Annotated in this window: 17 protein-coding genes and 1 tRNA gene; 10 read left to right on the top strand and 8 right to left on the bottom strand. The window is 68.0% G+C overall.

Going from position 1 to position 20,915, the window contains the following annotated elements; genetic code table 11:
• Nucleotides 1–7: 7 nt before the first annotated feature.
• The 4 genes from ABD736_RS15150 (at nucleotide 8) to ABD736_RS15135 (ending at nucleotide 3,573) form a co-directional block, all read left to right on the top strand.
• Nucleotides 8–1,162, top strand: a complete 1,155-nt coding sequence (locus tag ABD736_RS15150) for a DNA polymerase III subunit delta' (RefSeq protein ID WP_344792709.1) — start codon at nucleotides 8–10, stop codon at nucleotides 1,160–1,162.
• The gene (locus ABD736_RS15145) at nucleotides 1,159–2,730 is read left to right on the top strand and encodes an alpha/beta hydrolase (protein WP_344792708.1); all 1,572 of its coding nucleotides are present in this window, start codon (nucleotides 1,159–1,161) and stop codon (nucleotides 2,728–2,730) included. Before ABD736_RS15150 ends, ABD736_RS15145 begins: the two co-directional genes overlap by 4 nt.
• Nucleotides 2,731–2,772: 42 nt before the next feature.
• Nucleotides 2,773–3,426, top strand: coding sequence for a TetR family transcriptional regulator (locus tag ABD736_RS15140; protein ID WP_344792707.1), 654 nt, complete (start codon nucleotides 2,773–2,775; stop codon nucleotides 3,424–3,426).
• 71 nt (nucleotides 3,427–3,497) lie between these two features.
• Nucleotides 3,498–3,573 (top strand) — tRNA-Thr (locus tag ABD736_RS15135).
• Nucleotides 3,574–3,609: 36 nt separating this feature from the next.
• Here ABD736_RS15135 and ABD736_RS15130 read toward each other — a convergent pair.
• The gene (locus ABD736_RS15130) at nucleotides 3,610–4,155 is read right to left on the bottom strand and encodes a tyrosine-type recombinase/integrase (RefSeq protein ID WP_344792706.1); all 546 of its coding nucleotides are present in this window, start codon (nucleotides 4,153–4,155) and stop codon (nucleotides 3,610–3,612) included.
• A gap of 53 nt (nucleotides 4,156–4,208) precedes the next feature.
• Here ABD736_RS15130 and ABD736_RS15125 point away from each other — a divergent pair, with 53 nt between their 5' ends.
• Together ABD736_RS15125 and ABD736_RS15120 are read left to right on the top strand one after the other, a co-directional pair.
• The gene (locus ABD736_RS15125) at nucleotides 4,209–5,432 is read left to right on the top strand and encodes an RHS repeat-associated core domain-containing protein (protein ID WP_344792704.1); all 1,224 of its coding nucleotides are present in this window, start codon (nucleotides 4,209–4,211) and stop codon (nucleotides 5,430–5,432) included.
• Nucleotides 5,433–5,617: 185 nt separating this feature from the next.
• The gene (locus tag ABD736_RS15120; RefSeq protein ID WP_344792703.1) at nucleotides 5,618–5,746 is read left to right on the top strand and encodes a hypothetical protein; all 129 of its coding nucleotides are present in this window, start codon (nucleotides 5,618–5,620) and stop codon (nucleotides 5,744–5,746) included.
• A 1,607-nt stretch (nucleotides 5,747–7,353) separates the two neighbouring features.
• On the opposite strand, the gene ABD736_RS15115 is transcribed toward ABD736_RS15120, so the two are convergent.
• A complete protein-coding gene (locus ABD736_RS15115; RefSeq protein ID WP_344792701.1) occupies nucleotides 7,354–9,162 on the bottom strand; it encodes a flavin-containing monooxygenase in 1,809 nt (602 codons plus the stop codon).
• A gap of 103 nt (nucleotides 9,163–9,265) precedes the next feature.
• On the opposite strand from ABD736_RS15115, the gene ABD736_RS15110 reads away from it, so the two are divergent.
• A complete protein-coding gene (locus ABD736_RS15110) occupies nucleotides 9,266–9,760 on the top strand; it encodes a MarR family winged helix-turn-helix transcriptional regulator (RefSeq protein ID WP_344792700.1) in 495 nt (164 codons plus the stop codon).
• A 19-nt stretch (nucleotides 9,761–9,779) separates the two neighbouring features.
• Here ABD736_RS15110 and ABD736_RS15105 read toward each other — a convergent pair whose 3' ends face one another.
• Nucleotides 9,780–11,225, bottom strand: a complete 1,446-nt coding sequence (locus ABD736_RS15105) for an MFS transporter (protein ID WP_344792699.1) — start codon at nucleotides 11,223–11,225, stop codon at nucleotides 9,780–9,782.
• A gap of 107 nt (nucleotides 11,226–11,332) precedes the next feature.
• Here ABD736_RS15105 and ABD736_RS15100 point away from each other — a divergent pair, with 107 nt between their 5' ends.
• Nucleotides 11,333–11,950, top strand: a complete 618-nt coding sequence (locus ABD736_RS15100; protein ID WP_344792698.1) for a TetR/AcrR family transcriptional regulator — start codon at nucleotides 11,333–11,335, stop codon at nucleotides 11,948–11,950.
• On the top strand, nucleotides 11,947–12,909 hold the full coding sequence (locus ABD736_RS15095) for a zinc-binding dehydrogenase (protein WP_344792697.1): 963 nt from the start codon (nucleotides 11,947–11,949) through the stop codon (nucleotides 12,907–12,909). The genes ABD736_RS15100 and ABD736_RS15095 overlap by 4 nt, the downstream gene beginning before the upstream one ends.
• Nucleotides 12,910–12,942: 33 nt before the next feature.
• Here the strand turns inward: ABD736_RS15095 and ABD736_RS15090 are convergent, their stop codons facing one another.
• From ABD736_RS15090 to ABD736_RS15075, 4 genes are all read right to left on the bottom strand, one after another.
• The gene (locus tag ABD736_RS15090; RefSeq protein WP_344792696.1) at nucleotides 12,943–13,776 is read right to left on the bottom strand and encodes an SDR family oxidoreductase; all 834 of its coding nucleotides are present in this window, start codon (nucleotides 13,774–13,776) and stop codon (nucleotides 12,943–12,945) included.
• A 234-nt stretch (nucleotides 13,777–14,010) separates the two neighbouring features.
• Nucleotides 14,011–15,471: a cation:proton antiporter domain-containing protein gene (locus ABD736_RS15085; protein WP_344792695.1), complete on the bottom strand. Its 1,461-nt coding sequence runs from the start codon at nucleotides 15,469–15,471 to the stop codon at nucleotides 14,011–14,013.
• A 333-nt stretch (nucleotides 15,472–15,804) separates the two neighbouring features.
• Complete coding sequence (locus ABD736_RS15080; RefSeq protein ID WP_344792694.1) at nucleotides 15,805–16,134, bottom strand: SDR family NAD(P)-dependent oxidoreductase; 330 nt, start codon at nucleotides 16,132–16,134, stop codon at nucleotides 15,805–15,807.
• Nucleotides 16,131–18,056 (bottom strand): phosphoenolpyruvate carboxykinase (GTP), encoded by a 1,926-nt coding sequence (locus ABD736_RS15075; RefSeq protein ID WP_344792693.1) that lies wholly within the window; start codon nucleotides 18,054–18,056, stop codon nucleotides 16,131–16,133. Before ABD736_RS15075 ends, ABD736_RS15080 begins: the two co-directional genes overlap by 4 nt.
• A gap of 161 nt (nucleotides 18,057–18,217) precedes the next feature.
• On the opposite strand from ABD736_RS15075, the gene ABD736_RS15070 reads away from it, so the two are divergent.
• Nucleotides 18,218–19,663 carry a helix-turn-helix domain-containing protein gene (locus ABD736_RS15070; protein ID WP_344792692.1) on the top strand — a complete coding sequence of 482 codons (1,446 nt, stop codon included), beginning with the start codon at nucleotides 18,218–18,220 and terminating at the stop codon, nucleotides 19,661–19,663.
• A gap of 89 nt (nucleotides 19,664–19,752) precedes the next feature.
• Here the strand turns inward: ABD736_RS15070 and glpX are convergent, their stop codons facing one another.
• Nucleotides 19,753–20,751, bottom strand: coding sequence for a class II fructose-bisphosphatase (gene glpX, locus ABD736_RS15065; protein WP_344792691.1), 999 nt, complete (start codon nucleotides 20,749–20,751; stop codon nucleotides 19,753–19,755).
• Between the last annotated feature and the right edge of the window lie 164 nt (nucleotides 20,752–20,915).

The following is a 20,915-nucleotide window of genomic DNA, read 5'->3' as shown; positions in this document are numbered from 1 at the left end:
AGTCGCGATGAGCGTGTGGGCTGAGCTGACGGGGCAGCGGGAAGCGATCGCGGTGCTGCGCGCCGCAGCGGGCGCCGACCCCGGTCAGGGCAACTCGATGACCCACGCCTGGCTCTTGACCGGGCCGCCCGGCTCCGGCCGTTCGAACCTCGCGTTCGCGTTCGCGAGCGCGCTGCTCAGCCATGCGGGTCCCGACGGTGACGAGCTGACCGACCGTCAGGTGCAGGCGCGCACCCACCCCGACCTCTCTGTGCTCGCGACCGAGAAGGTCATCATCACGATCGACGAGGTGCGCGAGCTGGTGCGCTCTGCGCAGTACTCGCCGTCGGCCGGCCGCTACCGCGTGCTCGTCATCGAAGACGCCGACCGCATGACCGAGCGCACCAGCAACCTGCTGCTCAAGTCGCTCGAAGAGCCGCCCGAGCGCACGGTCTGGGTGCTGTGCGCGCCGAGCGACGCCGATCTGCTGCCGACGATCCGCTCGCGGGTGCGCACCGTGCGGCTCACGGTTCCCACCATTGCCGACGTCGCCGAGCTTCTCGTGCATCGCGACGGCATCGAGCCGGGGCTCGCCGAGCAAGCGGCCCGACATGCGCAGTCGCACATCGGCATGGCCAGGCGCCTCGCGACGAACGCCGATGCGCGGGCGCGCCGAGACGAGACGCTCGACCTCGTCCTCGGCATCCGCTCGATCTCGGCCGCGGTGCTCGGCGCGGCGCGGCTGGTGCAGATCGCCACGGAAGACGGCAAGGCGATCACCGCAGAGCGCGACGCGGAAGAGCGCGAGCACGCGCTCAGATCGCTCGGCGTCGAGCCGGGCGGCACGATTCCGCCGGCGCTGCGCGCGCAACTGCGTGCGCTCGAGGAAGACCAGAAGCGGCGGGCGACGCGCAGCCTGCGCGACGGACTCGATCGGATTCTCGTCGATCTGCTGTCGCTCTACCGCGACGTGCTGATGCTGCAGCTCGGCAGCGAGGCCCCGCTCGTGAATCGCGAGCGCGAGGCGGCGCTCGGCGAGATCGCGCGGGCGACCAGCCCGGCGCACACGCTGAAGATGATGGATGCCATCGCGGAATCCCGCTCCCGCATCGACGCCAACGTGAACCCGACGCTCGCGCTCGAGGCGATGCTGGCCACGGCGGTTGTGCAGGCCGCCGCATGACCCGCCGCCTGACCGGAGTGCAGAGCCTGCGGGCGGTCGCTGCGGCGGTGGTCGCGGCGGTGCTGTTGGTCGGGTGCACCACCTCACAGCACAAGCTGCCCACCCAGACCTCGACGCCCGTGGCCTCGCCAACGGCATCCGTCGAGGGTATGTCGCCGGCCGACGCGGAGGCGGTGCAGGGCTTCTATACCCAGCGGCTGGTCTGGAGCGACTGCAGCGGCGGCTTCCTCTGCGCGACGGCGAAGGCGCCGCTCGACTGGCAGCATCCGTCTGAGGGCGCGCCGATCAGCCTCGCCCTGATCCGCAAGCCGGCGACCGGCGCGAAACAGGGCTCGCTGTTCGTGAACCCCGGGGGCCCTGGCGTCTCGGGTGTCGACTTCGTGCGCAACAGCGTCGGCGCCACCTCGGCCACGCTGCAGAAGAACTTCGACGTGATCGGCTGGGACCCACGGGGCGTCGGCCGCTCTTCGGCGGTGAAGTGCTACGACGACAAGGGCCTCGATGGCTTCCTGTACGGCATCCTGCCCGGCGAGCGCGGCAGCCCCGAATGGCTCGCCGCCAGCAAGCAGGCGACCACGTCGCTCGGCCAGGCCTGCGCGCAGAACACGGGCGCGCTGCTCGGCCACGTCGACACCGTGAGCACCGCGCGCGACCTCGACATGCTGCGCGCGAACGTGGGTGATGCGAAACTCAACTACCTCGGCTTCAGCTACGGCACCATGATCGGCGCGATCTACGCCGACCTCTTCCCGAAGAATGTCGGGCGCATGACGCTCGACGGCGTGGTCGACCCGGCGTCCAGCTACGACGACCTCACCGAGCTGCAGGCGAAGGGCTTCGAGTCGAACCTCAGGGCCTACGCGCAGTGGTGCCTCACGAAAGACAAGACCTGCCCCTTCGAAGGCAGCGTCGATGGCGTCATGACGGCGATCTCGGGCCTGCTCGACAAGGTGCAGCAGAACCCGATCAAGAACGCCGACGGCCGGATGCTGGGGGCGAGCACGATGTTGCTCGCGATCATCATGCCGCTCTACACGACGGCGAACTGGCCCGAGCTCGACATTCTGTTCAAAGATGTCAACGCCGGCAGCGCGAAGGTGGCGTTCATCCTCGCCGACCAGTACAACGACCGCAATCAGCAGGGGAAGTACACCACCAACACCGCGGTGGCGTTTCAAGCGATCGACTGCCTCGACTACACCTTCGACACCGACCTCGCGCACATGCAGTCCGAAGCCCGCCGCGTCGCGCAGGTTGCGCCGGTGATGGGCCCGTTCTTCAGCTATGGGGGCATCACCTGCTGGAACTGGCCGGCGAAGCCCGTGCGCACGCCGGCTCCGGTCCATGCGACGGGCTCGGCGCCGATCCTAGTGCTCGGCACGACGAATGACCCGGCGACGCCGTACCAGCAGTCCGTGAATCTCGCGAAGAGCCTCGACAACGGCCACCTGGTGACCTGGAACGGCTCGGGCCACACCGCCTATGGCCGCTCGAACTCCTGCGTCTCGAACACCGTCGACGACTACTTCGTGAAGGGATCCGTGCCTCCACAGGACCCCGACTGCTGACATGTGGTGCAACTTTGCAGGCACTGCAACGATAATGGAGGGGTGACAGATCTCAAGGAACCCGGCCTGAGAGAGCGCAAGCGCGTCGCCACCCGGCATGCCATCGAGCGCGCAGCCCTCGACCTGTCGCTCGACAAGGGCTACGAGAACGTCACGATCGACGAGATCGCCGAGTCTGCGGATGTCTCGCCCCGCACGTTCTTCAACTACTTCCCCTCCAAAGAGGCCGCGGTCGTCGGTCACGGCCCGCACGGCCCCGACCCCGACGAGATCGAGGCGTTCCTCAGTGCCTCGGCCGACCAGCCGATCCTCGACGGCATCCGCAACCTGCTCGCCACCGTGATCGACAGCAAGAGCGACGAGCAGACCCGGGCGGCGCACGAGCTTCAGGAGCAGCGGATGCTTCTGATGCTGCGTCACCCGCAGCTGTTCCGGCTGCGCATGGAGACCATGGAAGAGCTCACCGGCAAGATGATCGAGCTCGTCTCTCGCCGCCTCGTGGTGCTCGATCCCGCGCTCGGCGCGGACCCCGCCGAGTTGCGTGAGCGGGCGCGGCTGGTCGTGTTCGTCTCGTTCGCCGGGCTTCGCAATGCGTGGGCGAGCTGGGTGGATGCCGGGGGCAAGGGGCGCCTCGCCGAGTGCGTGCAGCGCTCGTTCGAGCAGTTGCACCAACTGTCGTCGCAGGTCAACGTCTAGCGAGGGCGCGCGGTCGCAAGCATCCGTCTGCGTCCTGTAAACTCATTGATCGTGTGCGGTTCGCCGCCCACGCCGCCTTAGCTCAGTCGGCAGAGCGATTCACTCGTAATGAATAGGTCAAGGGTTCGATTCCCTTAGGCGGCTCCACAAGAAGAATCCCCGGTACGCCGGGGATTTTCTGCATCACGAGGTCTTCGGCTTTCGTTTCAGAGGAACGGGCTGTGTCCCCGTGGTGTCCCCGGCGGTCTCGAGAACCTGAGTGAACTTGGCCAATGCTGCGGCGTCTGCATCGGCACCCATCCAGTGCGTGTAGACATTTGCAGTCATTTGGGCCGACGCGTGCCCGAGCCAGTGCTGCACCGTCTTGAGGTCGATGCCGTTGGACAGCCACAGCGTCGCCGCTGTGTGCCGCAGGTCATGGACACGCCGGCCTTCGGCGTGCACGGCCCACTTCACGTCGCGCTTCCAGTTGGACCCGTGAAGTCGCTCGCCGGTCGCTGACGTGAAGAGGAGCGCCTGAGCTGGCCTGTCCAGCAGCGGCTTGACGATCTCGACGACCTGTGGCGGCAACGGCACAGTGCGCGCCGCACCGCCCTTCGTCTGTGTGCGAATGGCGTGCCCGCTCGGACCGCTTCGAGACACTCGGAACGCCGGATAGGGGAGTAGTTGCACGTCGCGGACGCGCAGGGCGCTCAGCTCGCCCCACCGGAGTCCGGTGAGTCCCAGCACACGCGCGTAAGTTCCCTGAACTGGGTCTTCATCGTCAGGCTCCCGGACGTGGCGTGCAATACTCTTTCGACCAGCACGGCAACCGCACGACCCTGACCTCTACAAGGGACTCCGACGGATGCACCACCGACAACGCCGCCGACGACGTTACCCAGACGAGCAAAACCTGGACCTACGACGCCGACTCCCGCCAGCTCACCGGCGCCAACGGGTCCGGCACCTACAGCTACGACGCATTCGGACGCCAGACGACGCTCCCCGGCGCCGATGCGCCCGACGCCACCGCCGGCGACGTCACGCTGAGCTACTACGACACCGACGCGGCACATACGATTACCGAAGGCGGCACTATCACGACGTACTCGATCGATCCAACGGGCAGGCGCGTGACCACCGCCACAAGTGGAGCTAGCGCGAGTACGGTCACTGATCACTACAGCGATGCGTCTGACAGCCCGGCGTGGGTCTCTACGGGTGATCAGACTGGCTCAGCAGAGACCGCATATACGACTTCAATCGCAGGCGGCCTCTCCGCCGCTTCAACAACCGAAGCTGGCACGACAACGGCGAGTCTCGACCTCACGGATCTGAGTGGCGCTGTGGTTGCAGCAATCGCGGTCTCGCCTGGCGAGAATGCAACGCAAGTCGATGGGTACTCGGTCTACGATGAATATGGGAACACTGAAGGCGCGGACACCAGCACGGGCATCGAGGCCTATGCGTGGCTTGGTGCGCAGCAGCGAGCCAAGGGTGGTGCAAGTCTCGTGCTAATGGGCGCGCGCTTATACAACTCCACTACGGGGAGATTCACCAGCGTCGACCCGGTCGCCGGGGGAAATGAGAACTCGTACAACTACCCAAACGATCCGATCAACTCGAATGACATTACGGGTCGAAGTATATTCACCTTCTTCGGCTTCTATCACTGGTTTACGTACGTCGACTACCCGCACATTTCCACGACCGTCACTGGCTACAAGGAGGTGTCCGTTCATGGATGGTGGACGCGAGAAGATGTTCCTACGAAATATCGATTTGCGAGAGTCACAGTTGTGCTGGAGGAGGACATCGCCGGAGTCTGGTACAAGATCGACTCTGATCGAAATCATCAAGTCCGTGCCGGTAGTGGCAAAGGAAAGCGAGCAACAGCCAGAGCGATCTGCATCAATGGTCGAGACACCAAATGGCGCGGTTATGCATTTTCAGTCATTCCCGGACTATGGAGCGGCAGTGTGGACGCGAAATCGGCACCCGACACACTTCCATGCCGTGTTTAATTGTGCGGCGAAAAGGAGCGTTCGTGGACACTAGCGACGAGAACCGAGAGTTTGAGCATACGTTTCGAGGACAGCGGTTTCGTGTAACGCAACGGGCGCCTGGAGAGAACAGCTTCGACATTGAATGGCTAACGGGGCCGACTCCGCGTCTTCCGACGTGGCTGGAGGGAAAGTACGGGTTCTCGATGGCGAGTAACGGATCCGACTTCCCGTCGATTGAGGCGTTCGATCGTTCGATAAGCTCTTTTCTAGTTGGCTTCTATGCGGACGCGGCCGAGTACTACGAGCGGCAGTCGCGGAAATACGTGATCTGAACTATTGGAGTTGCAATGGCGGTTTTGGGCATGCCCAGCTCCGTCGTCCGATTGCTGAAGCCAGCGCTCGCTCGAGATTTGTGGGAGGCGCTCGACGCCTTCGGCAGCGGTTTGGGTCGTCGGCAGATATTCTGAGCTCTGTTGTTAGCCTGGGTCGCGGGTATGGAACGCGACGAATCTGACGTGGGGTACCCGAGATGAGCGTTGGACAGGCGCGGCCCGAAGGAGCGGTATTCGTCGGTTCCCGCTTGGCTCGCTTCGGAAGCGCTTCGAAGGTTGCAACGTGGTTCGCATGCCTCATGGTGACGACGCTTCTGCTCTTGGGAGAGGCCTTACTTATCATCGATCCGCCGCCGTGGGTGCTCTCTGACGTTCCCGGTGGCGTTGGCGCGGTGGTTTTAGCGTGGGCAGTTCCTGCACTCTGCCTGGTCCCGGTTGCGGCCGTGCGCGCCGGCCGTGTTCACGCCCTTCAAAGCCGTTTCCCCGCCTCCGCAGTCTTCGTCATGTCATTCGGCTTGGGAAGCCGGAAGGCGTTGATGCAATTGGCTAGAGGCTCCGGCAGGGACGCGCTGCTTCCGGGCATTCGACTGTCGGCTGTCGGAGTCTTCCAATCTGATCGCTGGGGGTCTGGTGCGAGGCCGCGGGCGACCTTTATGAAATATCGAGCGTGGATCGAGATCGGGTGCGTGAGGCGTCTCCCACGGGGACAATCGTGTGTGGATCGCTGCACGGCCGACCGCGAACCACCCGCAGTGGGTTTGGCTGGTGGCGAACGTACACAGTGGCAGACTGCGGTCGATTCTCCGCGACAGGACCGACGCGGCCGAGTACATCCGCTCGTGGGCGGGCCACGCCGACCTATCGCGACTCCACGGGGCTTTCAAGTAAGGCGCGGATCGAGCTGGTGCGGTAGGCAAGCTGGGTCGCCGGCCCTGTGACGGAGCCGGGGTGGCGGGGTCGGATCGCGGTCGCGGCGAGCAGCGCATTGTGCGGCCCGGCCAGCGCGCCGCTCGATGAGGACGATCTGAAGCTCTGTCGGGCACTCTGCCGATGTCCACAGACTTACTTCGCTGGCAGGCTTGGCACTTCCTGTAACCCGAACGGCTCTGTATCGCCCGCGCGCTGGGCCACGCGGTCGAAAGTCTGGTATGGCCAGGTATCGACGAGTTCGGTTTCAGGACGGTGAGGGGACGGTTGCATTCATTTACGACGCGTGCGTGCGGTCAATCTCGGTGCGGCTGAATCCCAGAAATGCACGCCACGGGCGGTTCCTAGACCCTGCCAAGTTGGCGCTCGTTCCCGGCGGACAGTTGAGTCGCTCGTGTCCCCGTGGTGTCCCTGGCAGGACTACATCGCAGCCGTTTTGGGCAAAAGGTGAAACGTCAGAAACGCGAGAAAAGGCGCTCCGGCCGGGTACCTGGCTCTCGTAATGAATAGGTCAAGGGTTCGATTCCCTTAGGCGGCTCCACAAGAAGAATCCCGCGTCCGGGGATGTGACCTCGCCCGGTCGCCAACACCCATCAGGCGCCGCGAGGCGGTCGAGCTCGAGAGCAGCCGTGGCCATCGATTCAGGCCGAGCCCGCGGCACCGGCTTCCGGACGTTTCGCTCAGTCCCTCGTGACCGGGGAGCTCATCACGAGGACCTCGTCCATGGCGTTCTCGCGCCAATCGCTCAGCAGCTGCTGGAAGGCCACCGGCCCTGGCGTATACGACGAGCCCGCGGTCGACCTGCGGGTGCCCTCGCCGTTGTAGTAGCTCGGGGTGCATTCGGTCAGGAACTTGCTGTTGTCACGAGCGGTCAGACGCAGCACGTCGAGCCAGGCATCCTCGGCTTCAATCGTCGGCTCCACGTAGCGTGCGCGAGCCGCGCGCGCGGCGGACAAGACGGCGGCGATGTGCTCGGCCTGGTCCTGAAGGATCTGGACGAAGTTGACCGAGTTGGCGTTCTGCAGCGAGCCGAGGTTGAAGAGGTTCGGGAACCCGTGGCTGTAGAGGCCGTGCAGTGTGCGCGGCCCATTCCGCCAGCTCTCAAGCAGCTGGACGCCTCCGCGGCCGGCGACCGGCATGGTGCCTGACACGATTCCGGATCGCCCGACCTCGAAACCCGTGGCGAAAATGACGCAGTCGACCTCGTACTCGGTCTCGCCCACGACGACCGCCGTCTCGGTCATCCGTGTGATTCCACCGAAGTCGGCCGTGTCGACCAGGGTGACGTTGTCGCGGTTGAACGTCGGTAGGTATCGGTCGCTGAAGGTTGGCCGCTTGCACATGTAGCGGTACCAGGGCTTGAGCTTCTCGGCCGTTGCCGGGTCGCGCACGATGCGGTCGACGCGTTCGCGGATCTCGTTCATCTTCGCGAAGTCGACGAGCTCGTCGATGCGTTCGCGCTCGTCCTCATCGAGCGAGGTGTCGAGCGCACCGGTGATCATCTTGCGCTGCAGCTGCGCGGTCGATGTCCAGCCGTCCTGCGTCATATCTCGCTCGACAGGTTCGCCCGAGACCATCCTGATGAAGTTGTCCTGTCGTTCGCGCTGCCACCCGGGCTGCAGGGCGGCTGCCCACTCGGGATCCGTCGGTGCGTTGTCACGCACGTCCACCGATGACGGTGTGCGCTGGAAGACGAAGAGATGCTCGGCGTCCTCGGCGACGAACGGAATGACCTGGATGCCGGTCGCGCCGGTGCCGACAACGGCGACGCGCTTGTCGGCGAGCCCGGTGAGGCCGCCGAACTGGTCGCCGCCGGTGTAGCCGTAGTCCCACCGGCTGGTGTGGAAGGTGTGACCGCGGAACGACTCGATGCCGGGAATGCCGGGAAGCTTCGGCTGCGAAAGCGTGCCGGAGGAGGTGATCACGTATGTCGCGCGCATGCGGTCGCCGCGGTCGGTCTCCACCAGCCACTGCGCGTCGTCTTCCTGCCAGGTCAGCGACGTGACGCGCGTGTGGAAGACCGCGTCGCGATACAGGTCGAAGGTCTCGGCGATCTTGACGGCGTGCTGCCGAATCTCTTCGCCGGGTGCGTAGCGCCAGTTGGGCACGGTGCCGACCTCTTCGAGCAGGGGCATGTACACGTAGGACTGGATGTCGCAGTGGATGCCGGGGTAGCGGTTCCAGTACCAGGTGCCGCCGACGTCGCCGCCCTCGTCCATCAGGCGGATCGACTCGAACCCCGCCTGGCGTAGCCGCGCCGCCGTGACGAGGCCGCCGAACCCGGCGCCGACGACGAGCACCTCGACCGAGTCGGTCAGCGGTTCGCGTTCGGTGCGCTCCGTGTACGGGTCGGTCGCGTAGTAGCCGAACGCGCCGGTCGTCGGCTGGTACTGGCTCGCGCCGTCCGGGCGGATTCGCCGCTGCCGCTCGCTTGCGTACTTGGCGCGCAGCGCCTCGACATCGATGCCCGCGAGCTGGTCGTTCGTCATGTGTTCCCCGCTTCTCCCTCTGCCCCCGTTCGGGGGACAAGCAAAAGCTTAGGATGAGGCTAAGTGAACTTCCTGTGCGCTGGGAAGCATCTACGGTGAACGCATGGATGACGCTGCCCGTGAACGTGCGCTGCTCACTAGGCGGATCCGGTCGCTCTTCGAGGAGCTCGAGTCGAGCATCCTGCCGCCGATGTGGAGCTCAGTGCTGTCGGTGCAGCTCACGATCCGGCAGCTGAAAGTGCTCGCGGTGCTGGTTTCATCGGACGCGGGCGCTACGGGTAAGGGTCTGGCCGAGGCCTTCGGCGTCTCCATGGCCTCGATGTCCGGGCTTCTCGATCGGCTGGTCGCCCAGGGGATGGCGGAACGCGGCCAGGACGCAGCGGATGGGCGAGTGACGCGCGTCCACGCGACGGCTCAAGGCAGAGACGTCTTGCGCGGCCTCGTGTTCTCACGGCCCGAGTTCGGTGATGATGTGCTCGAGCAATTGCCGCTGGCCGACCTGAAGGCGCTCGCCCAGGGCGTCGCGGCGATTCGCGATGTCCTGGGCGAGCGAGCCACGTCGGCGGCGACAGCTGAGCATCGGTCGCCGGGGGAATGACCGTGCCTCACCGTGAGGCCTAGCGGGCGACGGACGCCTTCGTGTTCGAGACGAGCAGTGCGAGGACGGCGGCAACCAGTGCTGCGCCGCCGCAGATCGCGAACAGCACGCGGTAGCCGGTCAGCGACGGCATGGCGACCGTGCCGAGGGTGATCGTGAAGCTTGCGAGGATGGAGCCGCCGAGCGCCGAGGCGAGCGAGCTGCCGAGTGAGCGGACCACGGTGTTGACGCCGTTGGCCGAGGCGAGCTCGTTGTGCGGCGTGTTCGCGCTGATCAGGGCGGGCATCGCGGCGTAGCCGATGCCGGTGCCGATGCCGACCACCGCGCTGCCGACGATGATCTCCCACAGCTCGCCCGTGATGGTGATGCGCAGCACCCAGCCGATCGCGACAATGGTCGCGCCGATGGCGAGGGTGCGGCCGGCGCCGATGCTGTTGATGAGGCGCGCCGCCACCGGGGCGAAGACCAGCATCGCGAGGCCGCTGGGAAGCATCGTGAAGCCGGCAACGAGGGTCGTGGTGGCGAAGCCGTACCCGGTCTCCTTCGGCATCTCGACGTAGGTGGCCGTGCCGATGAGCGAGGCGAACAGAGCGAAGCCGATGAACAGCGAGGCGATGTTGGTCAGCAGGATCGGCCGGCGGCCGAGCGAGGAGAGGTCGACGAGGGGGCTCTTGTGCCGCGCCTCCCAGAACCCGAACGCCGCGAACAGGACTGCGGAGGCCACGAACAACCAGATGACCCGTGCCGAGCTCCAACCCCAGCTGGAGCCTTCGGACAGCGGGAGGAGCAGGGCGACGAGAGCACCTGCCAGCAGGACGGCACCGACGGGGTCGATGCGGCCGCCCGCGGGGTCGTGCGACTCGGGGACGAAGATGATGATGGCGGCAAAGGCGACAGCGGCCGCGATGGTGGTCACCCAGAACAGGGTGTGGAAGTCGCCGTGCTCGGCGATCAGACCGGCGAACGGCAGGCCGAGCGCGCCGCCGACGCCGAGCATGGCCGAGATCGTCGCCATGGCGCTGGCACGGCGCTTCTTGGGAAGCAGGGTCGCCAGCAGACTGATGCCGAGCGGGATCGCGCCCGCCGCAACGCCCTGGATCGCGCGGCCGACGATAAGGACGCTGACGTTGTCGGAGACCGCGGTGACGAGTGAGCCGACCGCCATCGCGCCGACGGCGACGAGCAGCATCAGGCGCTTGCCCCACATGTCGCCGAGCCGGCCGAGCAGCGGCACGGCGACGGCGCCCACGAGCAGTGTCGAGGTCAGCAGCCACTGGATGGTCTCGGTGCTCGAGTGCAGTTGCGCCGGCAGCTTGGCCAGCACGGGGATCAGGAGCGACTGCGAGAGTGAGACGACCAGGGCCGCGAGGCCGATGATCACGAGCCAGAGCGTTGCTTTCCCACCGGAGACCTGCTCGGCTTCGCTCTCGAGCCGCAGCTCGGACTCTGCTTCTTCGACTCTCATGCCATTCCTTCCGACCGAACACTTGGGTGCCAAGATCTGTCAACAGTGTTGACACTGCAGAGTCAACACTGTTGACACCAGAATGTCAACAGTGTTGACTCGGATTCATGAGTGCTGTCAGCGCAACCCCCGCAGCGGGCAGGAGCCGGGCCGGGGAGGGCACGCCGACCCAGCAGGCGATCGCCAGGGCGGCGCGGGCCCTGTTCGAAGAGAAGGGCTACGAGCGCGTCTCGATCCGTGAGATCGGCACCGCCGCCGGCGTCGATCCGGCGCTGGTTATGCGGCACTACGGGTCGAAGGAGGAGCTCTTCGTGCGCGTCATCGGCTTCGACGAGCACTTCGCACCGCGCCTTGACGGACCACTCGAGACGATCGGCGAACGGCTCGCGGCATACCTGCTCGACCCGCGTCACGCGCAGATGCGGCGCACGCTGACCGCTCTCCTCTACGCCAGCGACCACGACGTCGTGCGCACCGACCTGCAGGGCATCATGCAGCGACTGCTCGTCGACACCTTGTCGGCACGCCTCGAGGGGGAAGACCGCACGACGCGCGCGTGGCTTGTCTCCGCCCAACTGCTCGGGCTGACCCACTCATGGGATGCGATCGATGGTGGCCGCGTGACGGCCGCCGAGCGAACGCGCGTCGCCGAGCTCTACGGCGCGGCGATCCAGCAGCTCATCACGCCCGCACAATCACACGAGAGACGAAGGAGTCCGCAGTGAAGGCATGGCAGTACATGGGCGACCACGCCCCGATCCAGGTGAATGAGGTTCCGGACCCGGAGCCGTCGCCGACCCAGGTGATCATCGACATGCGCGCGGCGGGGCTGTGTCACTCGGACATCATGTACATGGAGACCGGCGACCGCGCGATGCCGTTCCTGCCGATGACGCAGGGGCACGAGAACGCGGGCGTCATCTCCGCCCTCGGTTCAGAGGTCACCGGTTTCCAGGTCGGCGACGTCGTCGGCGTCTGCCCCTCCGGTGTGCAGCTGCCGACGGGCATGTTCACGCCCGGAGGATTCGCCGACAAGCTGGCCGCCGACTACCGCGACCTCGCCCGCGTTCCAGAGGGCCTCGACCTGTCCCTGGCCGCGTTGGCGACCGATGCCGGCATGACGAGCTATCACGCGATGATCAAGGTCGGCGAGGCGACGGCCGGCATGAAGGTCGGCGTCATCGGGTTCGGCGGCCTCGGCCAGATCGGCGCCCGTGCGGCGGTTCTCGCTGGGGCCGAGGTGCACGTCGCCGAGACGAAGGAAGACGTCTGGCCGCTCGCCCAGGCGGCCGGCGCCGTCGACTGCGTTCGCGATGCCGACGAGTGGGCGACAGTCGGCGGCAACCCGATGGCAGGTGGCAGCTTCGACCTGATCGTCGACTACGCGGGCTTCGACACCACCCAGAAGGCGCTGACGGCCATCAAGCGCGGCGGCAAGGTCGTCCAGGTCGGCCTCGGCAGGCCGACGTTCACGATCGCCACCTCGTCGATCCTCGGGAAGACGATCGAGGGCTCGCTCGGTGGCACCGTCGAAGACATCGAAGAGCTTTACGCGCTCATGCTGAAGGGCGAAATCCGGCCCGCCTACGAGGAGATCGCCTTCGACCGCATCGGCGAGGGACTCGACCGGCTCAAGGCAGGGAAGGTGACCGGGCGACTCGTGGCGCGGTTCGGGGACCGATGAGGTCGTGCGACGGATGCCTGAGGCATCCGTCACTCACCCCAGATTGAGCCTGCCGTTGCGCACCGCCGCGACGACGCCGCCGTCGACGAGCAGATCCGTGCCGGTGATGAACGAGGACTCCGGGCCGAGCAGGAATGCGGCCGCGGCGGCGATGTCGCTCGGGGTGCCGATCCGGCCGGTGCCCGAGGCCTGGATCATGGCGCGCATGCCGGCGCCGCTCTCGCTCGCGAGCTCCTGCTGACCCATCGGCGTCGAGATCACGCCGGGGCTGATCGAGTTCACGCGCGCGCCGCGCTCGCCCCACGCCAGGCTCGCCGCGGCGACGCGCAGTTGATTGGCGCGCTTCGCGAGCGAGTACGCGGCCCCTGCGTCGGGCAGCGCGCCGGGCTGAGCGATCGGCAGCGACAGCAGCTCGCGGGCCGGAGTCGTGGTGAGCGACTGCTCGAGTTCTGCCGGGAAGCGCCCTGCCGCGAAGTGACCGGCCATGCTCGCGATCACGACGCCTGCGCCGCCGGGGGCGATGACCCTGCCGAACTCCTCAAGCGCGAGCGCCACGCCGGCGAGGTCGACGCGCAGCACCGCCTCGGTCGGTGCCTGCGCCGGCGAGAGGCCGGCCGTGTGCACGAACTGCACGATCTCACCCGCCTCGGCCGCGGCTGCGGCGAGCGCTGCCACCGAATCCGCGTCGCTGACATCGACGGGGTGCGTGAGGACGTCGAAGCCGTTGCCCGTCAGCCGCTCGGCCACGCGCGTGAGCGAGGCCTCGCTGAAGTCGGCCAGCAGCACCCGCTTTCCCGCGCCCTGCCGCTCGGCGATGAGTTCGCCCATGCCTCCGACTCCGACCACCACGACGACCTGCTCGGCCATTCCCGTCTCCTTCGACCGCGAACTCAATAACGGCACGCGGTGCAAGAACCGCGTGCCGTCTCATTCTGCCGATTTTCAACGGGTGACGGATGCCTCAGGCATCCGTCACCCGCAACGTGACCAGTTGCGCACGACGGCTCGCTCCGCCTGCTGAGGTCACGGGCCCCTCACGGCCCCAGAACAGAGCGGCTCCGATCCCGTGGAAGGGAGGGAGCCGTCTCGCTTCTAGGTTGGTCAGTCCCGCGGGCCCTCGAACAGCGCGCTGACGTCGTTGTCGTCGTCGATGTCGGTGAGCACGACGTCGCCTGCCTGGAGGCGCGTGCTGTTGCGCACCGGCACCATCTCGCCCGCGCGGCTGACCATGGCGATCCATGCCGAATCGCCTGCGATGAGCTGGCCCGCCGCTGCGCCGTCGGCCGGTGATCCGGCTTCGACGGTGTGCCGCTCGAGGTTCTGCGGCGGCGACGCGAAGCGCACATCGAGGGCCCAGGGCCGCGTCTCGAGCTCGCGCATCGGCACCCGCAGCACACGGCCGAGCAGCGGCACGAGGCCGCCCTGCAGCACCACCGAGACCAGCACGACGACGAACACCACGGCATAGAGCTCGTGAGCGCCCGGCGCACCGGCGCTGACCACCAGCAGGCCGAGCAGAATCGGCACGGCACCCTTCAGGCCGGCCCAGAGCACGAACGCGCGCTCACCCCAGTCGATCCGAATCGGGAGGGCCACCAGGCCGACGAGCACGGGCCGGATCACGAAGACCAGCAATGCAGCGATGCCGAGACCGGTCAGCCAGACTTCGGGTCGCAGCACGTAGTCCAGCTGCACGGTGAGCCCGAGCACTGTGAAGGCGACGATCTCGGCAAGGCTCGCCGCGCCCGACGAGAAGCGGGTGATCTCGGTCTTGTACGGCGCGCGCAGATCGCCCACCAGGATGCCCGCGACGAAGATCGCGAGGAAGCCGGAGCCGTGGGCGACGGCACCGGCGCCGTAGAGGAACACGCCGCACGCGATCGCGATCACCGACGCGAGCGCCTCATTCGGCAGCACCAGCCTGTGCAGCAGCAGCCGGAGACCGAACCCGCCGACGATGCCGACGGCAGCGCCGATGCCGAGCTGCAGCAGGAACTCGAGCGCGCCGCTGCCGACGGCCGCCCAGCCGGTTCCCGACGCGGCGAGCAGGCTCGCCATGATCGCAATGCCGACCGGGTCGTTGGCCCCGGACTCGCCCTCGAGAATCGTGCCGCTGCGGCCGCCGATCTCTTTGCGGCCGAGCACCGAGAAGACGACGGCCGGGTCGGTCGGCGAGAGTGCGGCACCGAGAAGCAGCGCCGCGGTGATGCCGAAGCCGAAGATGAAGTGAGCGGATGCCGCGACTGCGGCCGCCGTCAGGGCGGTGCCCAGGATCCCGAGCCAGACGATCGGCGCGGCCGCGGCCCGGAAGCGCCGCCACCCGATGTGCATGCCGCCGTCGAACAGGATGACCGCGAGGGCGATGCTCACGATCCGCTCATCGAGCAGCCTGGTGTGCGCGGACACCGGCGGCAGGAACAGCGCGGCCAGCGCGGCGGCCACCAGGAAGAAAGCCGGTGCCGGAATGCGCACTCGCTGGCTGAGCAGCTGCGAGAGCACCGCGAGAGCGATCACCCCGGCGACGACGGTGACGATGAGGTCGAACGGGTCAGTGGCGGCCACACGGGTCCTTCCTACGGCGCGAAGTCGCTCAGTCAGAGCGATTCTGCCGACCAGACTTCCCGGCGCACCTCCCTCAGCCTACGTGGCCGACGGTGCGGCGGCTCGACTCCCGCGGCTGCGGCTGCGTCGGTGCCCCTCGAGGTGAGCGGCCCGGCGCCGCGGCGGTGCGAGCCGAGGCAAGGTTGAGGCGGTCTTGAGCCGAGGCTGTGCTCACCATGTGGACAAGTGAGTCATGATCATTTCAGACGGAGCATCCGTCGCCCTCACCCCCCAAGAAAACGACTGCGGCCGCCCCTCGAAACCCGAACAATCGAGGAGGCGGCCGCAGTGTTCTCAGGCGACGGGAACCGCGTCGAGAAGGGGGCTCAGCGCGGCGCGCAGGGCCTTGACGTGCCGGCCGTCTTCGATGACGAGAGCGTCGAGTCGGCCGAAGCGGCGGTGCACCTCGGCGGCGATCTCGGTGTAACCGGCCGTATCACCGAGGTCGAGGCGCATCGGCGTCGCCGACAGGCCCTCAGCGCGCAACTCGGCTGACAGCAGCTCAGCCGAGCCGCGCTCGCTCGACCCGATGATGACGTGATAGCCCTGCTTCCCGAGCTCGCGAGCCTGGGCGAACCCCGGGCGCAGGCGGCTGGTGACGCCCGTGACGAGCGCGACCCTCACGCCTCGACCTCCGGTGCGGCGACCGTCGCGGCCAAGCCCGCCGAGCCCGCCGAGCCCGCAGCGGCAGCGAGGCGCGAGCGCAGCTCCGCGAGCTGGGCGTGCAACTCAGCCGGTACCCGCGAGCCGAAGCCGTCGAAGAACTCCTCGGTGAGATCGGCCTCTGCCTGCCAGGCGGCGGCGTCGATCGCGAAGAGCTCGTCGAGGTCTGCGTCGGTCAGGTCGAGCCCGGAGACGTCGAGGGCGCCGGGGGCCGGGACGCGGCCCAGGGGGCCGTCTTCTGCTGAGGCATCCGCGCCCTCAAGCCGCGCAGCGATCCACGCGAGCACCCGGATGTTGTCTCCGAAACCCGGCCACAGGTAGCGCCCGTCGTCGCCCTTGCGGAACCAGTTCACCTGGAAGACCTTGGGCGCCTTCGCGCCGAGCCGGCGGCCCACCGAGACCCAGTGCGCCCAGTAGTCGGCCATGTTGTAGCCGCAGAACGGCAGCATCGCGAACGGGTCGCGGCGCAGTGCGCCGACGGCGCCCTCTGCTGCGGCCGTCTGCTCGCTGGCGATGGTCGCGCCGAGGAAGACGCCGTGCTCCCAGTCGCGCGCCTCGACGACGAGCGGCACGTTGCTCGCGCGGCGGCCGCCGAAGATGATCGCGTCGAGCGGGACGCCGTCGTGGGCCTCCCAGTCGTCGGCGATGGACGGGCACTGCGCCGCGGACACCGTGAAGCGGGCGTTCGGGTGCGCGGCGGGGCGGCCGAGGCCCGGGGTCCAGTCCTCGCCCTTCCAGTCGACGAGGTGCGTGGGCGCCGTCTCGGTCATGCCCTCCCACCACACATCGCCGTCGTCGGTGAGGGCCGCGTTGGTGAAGATCGTGTTGCCCCAGATCGTCTCGATCGCGTTGGGGTTGGTGGCCTCGCCGGTGCCCGGTGCGACGCCGAAGAATCCGGCCTCCGGGTTGATCGCCCACAGGCGCCCGTCCTCGCCCTGCCGCAGCCAGGCGATGTCGTCGCCGAGGGTCTCGACGCTCCAGCCGGGCAGCGTCGAGCGCAGCATGGCGAGGTTCGTCTTGCCGCACGCCGACGGGAAGGCCGCGGCGATGTGGAACCGGCGGCCGGCCGGGCTCGTCAGTTTGATGAGCAGCATGTGCTCGGCGAGCCAGCCCTCGTCGCGGGCGATGACGCTCGCGATGCGCAGGGCGAACGACTTCTTCCCGAGCAGCGCGTTGCCGCCGTAGCCGGATCCGAACGACCAGATCTCGCGCGTCTCGGGGAAGTGCGCGATGTACTTCTCGGGGTTGCAGGGCCATTCGGAGTCCGGATGCCGGGTGCCATCGGCGTCGACGAGAGGGCAGCCCACCGAGTGCAGCGCTTTGACCCACGGCTGCCCGGCCTCGACGAGCGCCAGGGGAGCGGTGCCGACGCGCGTCATGATGTGCATGCTGAGCACGACGTAGGCGCTGTCGGTCAGCTGCACGCCGAGCTTCGACAGGCGCCCGCCGACCGGGCCCATCGAGAACGGCACGACGTAGAGCGTGCGGCCGCGCATCGAGCCCTCGAAGCGCTCGAGCAGCTCGGACTTCATCTCATCGGGGGCGACCCAGTTGTTGGTCGGGCCCGCGTCGTCGCGGTCGCGGGAGCAGATGAAGGTGCGGCTCTCGACACGCGCGACGTCGTCGGGGTCGCTGCGCGCGAGGTAGCTGCCGGGCCGGTACTCGCCGTTGAGCCGGATGAGCTTGCCCTCGTCGAGCAGCACCTGGGTGAGCTCGTGGCGCTCGCGGTCGCTGCCGTCGCACCACACGACGCGGTCGGGCTGGGTGAGCGCGGCGACCTGGTCGACCCAGGCGCGAACATCGGCGGCTGCCTCGGGAATGGGCGCGGAGCCGGGGGCGGCTGCGGCGACGGTGCGCTCGGGGCGGGCTTCCAGGATCGTCATGGCGGCGGGCTCCTTCGGTTCTGCGGTCGGTGCCGCGGGTCGGGGCTGGCTGGGCTGGCCGGCAGCAATTTCGTGCCGTGATTCCACTGTTGACGAGGAATTCGGCCGAGTGCGAGAGAAAGTGTCGTGAAGATCGAGGATTCTTGACGTAAGGTCAAGGCATGGCACAGGGCAACGCCGACCTGGTCACCGTCGGCCGTCGAATCCGTCACTTCCGCACGACCCGGGGGCTCACCCTCGACCAGCTCGGGGCGAAGGTGGGCGCGGCGCCGAGCCAGCTCTCGCTGGTCGAGAACGGCCGGCGCGAGCCGAAGCTGTCGCTGCTGCGCGCGCTCGCCGGTGCGCTGGGCGTCGAGCTCTCAGAGCTGCTCGCCGACGAGGCGCCCGATCCGCGCAGCGCGCTCGAGATCGAGCTGACGCGCGCGCAGGCATCCCCCCTGTATGCATCGACGGGCCTGCCCGTCGTGCGCCCGACCCGGGGCACGCCGACCGAGGTGCTCGAAGCGCTCGTCGGCATGCACCGCGAACTCGCGCGGCGCACGCGCGAGCAGATCGCGACGCCCGAGCAGGCCAGGCGTGCGAACACCGAGCAGCGCGAGTGGATGCGCGCGCGCGACAACTACCTGCCCGACATCGAGCAGGAGGCCGAGGAGCGGGTGAAGGCGACCGGCCACACGCAGGGTGCGCTGACCCACCGCGAGGTGGCGCTGATGGCCGAGCAGCTCGGCTTCGAGCTGCTCTATGTCGATGACCTGCCCCGCTCGACGCGGTCGATCACCGACCTCGCGAACGGCCGCATCTTCCTGCCGCCGGCGTCGATTCCCGGCGGCCACGGGCTGCGCTCGATGGCGCTCCAGGCGATCGCGCACCGCGTGCTCGGCCACGAGGCGCCCGGCGACTACGCAACCTTCCTCAAGCAGCGGCTCGAGATCAACTACTTCGCCGCCGCCTGCCTGATGCCGCGCTCGGCCGCCGTCGCGTACCTCCAGGCGGCGAAGAAGCGCCGCGAACTCGCTGTCGATGATTTCCGGGATGCCTTCGGCACGACTCACGAGTCGGCGGCGATGCGCCTGACGAATCTCGCGACGGCGCATCTCGACCTCAAGGTGCACTTCCTGCGCGTGGGGTATGACGGCGCGATCTACCGCGTCTACGAGAACGACGGGCTGCCGTTGCCGGCGGATGTCACGGGGGCGGTCGAGGGGCAGTTCGCCTGCCGCAACTTCGGCGCGCGGGCCGCGCTGTCGTCGAGCCAGCACACCACGACGCTGGCGCAGTACACCGACACCCCAGCCGGAACGTTCTGGTGCGAGACCCAGGTCGGGTCGGGCGACGACGGCCGGTTCTCGATCACCTTCGGGGTGCCGTTCGACGACGCGAAGTGGTTCCGCGGGCGCGAGACGACCGTCAGGCGTGCGTCGACCTGTCCCGACCCGCGGTGCTGCCAGAACCCGCCGGCCGACCTCGAGGATCGGTGGAAGGACGCCGCCTGGCCCTCGGCGCGGGCGCACGCCCACATCCTGTCGCCGCTGCCGTCAGGGAACTTCCCGGGCGTCGACGACGCCGAGCTCTACGACTTCCTCGAGCGGCACTCCGCGGCTGAGTAACCGGTCGCGCCACCAGCTTCCGCTTTGCGCCACTCGGATCCGAGTAGCGCAAAGCGGAACCTAGTGGCGCATCGCGCCAAGGGGCGGGGCTACCACTTCTCGGGGAGGTGCTCGGCCGAAACGCGGCGGATCGTGCCGCTCGCCGAGCGCAGCACCACCGACTCGGTGCGGATGACGTCGGGAGTACGCTCGACGCCGCGCAGCAGGTCGCCACCCGTGACGCCCGTGGCCACGAAGTAGGTGTTGTCGCCGGCGACCAGGTCGTCGAGCCCGAGGATGCGGGTGACATCGTGCCCGGCATCCGTCGCCCTCTTCGCCTCTGCCGCGTCGCGCGGCGCGAGCCGCCCCTGCAGAACCCCGCCCAGCGCCTTGATCGCGCACGCCGTGATGATGCCCTCTGGCGTGCCGCCGATGCCGACACACAGGTCGATGGGCGAGCCGCGGTAGGCGGCGCTGATGCCGCCGTAGACGTCGCCGTCTGAAAGCAGGCGCGTACCGGCGCCGGCCGTGCGGATCTCGTCGATCAGCCCCTCATGGCGCGGCCGGTCGAGCACCGCGACGCGGATGTCGCTCGTCGGCTTCCGCAGCGCCCGAGCGAGCTCGCGGATGTTGTCGCCGATCGACTGGCCGAGGTCGACGACGCCGCGGGCCTCGGGGCCGGCGGCGAGCTTGTCCATGTAGAACACGGCGCTCGGGTCGTACATCGAGCCGCGGTCGCTGACCGCGATGACGCTCAGGGCGCCGGGGCGCCCCGTCGCGGTGAGGGTGGTGCCGTCGATCGGGTCGACGGCGATGTCGCAGGCGGGGCCGTCGCCGGTGCCGACGCGCTCGCCGTTGAAGAGCATCGGAGCGTGGTCCTTCTCGCCTTCGCCGATCACGACCGTTCCGTCGAAGGCGACGGTGCCGAGGAAAGCGCGCATGGCGTCGACGGCGGCGCCGTCCGCGCGCTCCTTCTGGCCGCGGCCGACCCAGCCGGACGATGCGATGGCGGCCGCCTCGGTGGCGCGCACGAGCTCCATCGCGAGGTTGCGGTCTGGGGTGAGCAGCTGGCCGTCGCCGGCCTTGGCCTGGTCGATAAGAAGCGTCATGCCTGTGACGCTAGGCGGGTGAACGGATGCTTCGAGCAAGAATCCGCTCGCAAGAAAGCGAGTTCTTGACGGAATGCGAAGTGTGGTTGCGCCACTGCGATCCGCTGTGCGCTACTCGGATCCGAGTAGCGCACAGCGGAAGCTGGTGGCGCAACCGGGCGCAC

It is taken from the genome of Gryllotalpicola daejeonensis, assembly GCF_039538145.1.
GTDB lineage: Bacteria > Actinomycetota > Actinomycetes > Actinomycetales > Microbacteriaceae > Gryllotalpicola > Gryllotalpicola daejeonensis.
This window is presented reverse-complemented; position numbering and strand designations above follow the sequence as displayed.

Coding starts and splice junctions, on each gene's coding strand:
- ABD736_RS15090 (WP_344792696.1), bottom strand. CDS start 13,776: ATGGCCGAGCAGGTCGTCGTGGTGGTCGGAGTCGGAGGCATGGGCGAA.
- ABD736_RS15115 (WP_344792701.1), bottom strand. CDS start 9,162: ATGACGAACGACCAGCTCGCGGGCATCGATGTCGAGGCGCTGCGCGCC.
- glpX (WP_344792691.1), bottom strand. CDS start 20,751: ATGACGCTTCTTATCGACCAGGCCAAGGCCGGCGACGGCCAGCTGCTC.
- ABD736_RS15150 (WP_344792709.1), top strand. CDS start 8: ATGAGCGTGTGGGCTGAGCTGACGGGGCAGCGGGAAGCGATCGCGGTG.
- ABD736_RS15075 (WP_344792693.1), bottom strand. CDS start 18,056: ATGACGATCCTGGAAGCCCGCCCCGAGCGCACCGTCGCCGCAGCCGCC.
- ABD736_RS15120 (WP_344792703.1), top strand. CDS start 5,618: ATGGCGAGTAACGGATCCGACTTCCCGTCGATTGAGGCGTTCGATCGT.
- ABD736_RS15110 (WP_344792700.1), top strand. CDS start 9,266: ATGGATGACGCTGCCCGTGAACGTGCGCTGCTCACTAGGCGGATCCGG.
- ABD736_RS15105 (WP_344792699.1), bottom strand. CDS start 11,225: ATGAGAGTCGAAGAAGCAGAGTCCGAGCTGCGGCTCGAGAGCGAAGCC.
- ABD736_RS15100 (WP_344792698.1), top strand. CDS start 11,333: ATGAGTGCTGTCAGCGCAACCCCCGCAGCGGGCAGGAGCCGGGCCGGG.
- ABD736_RS15070 (WP_344792692.1), top strand. CDS start 18,218: ATGGCACAGGGCAACGCCGACCTGGTCACCGTCGGCCGTCGAATCCGT.
- ABD736_RS15145 (WP_344792708.1), top strand. CDS start 1,159: ATGACCCGCCGCCTGACCGGAGTGCAGAGCCTGCGGGCGGTCGCTGCG.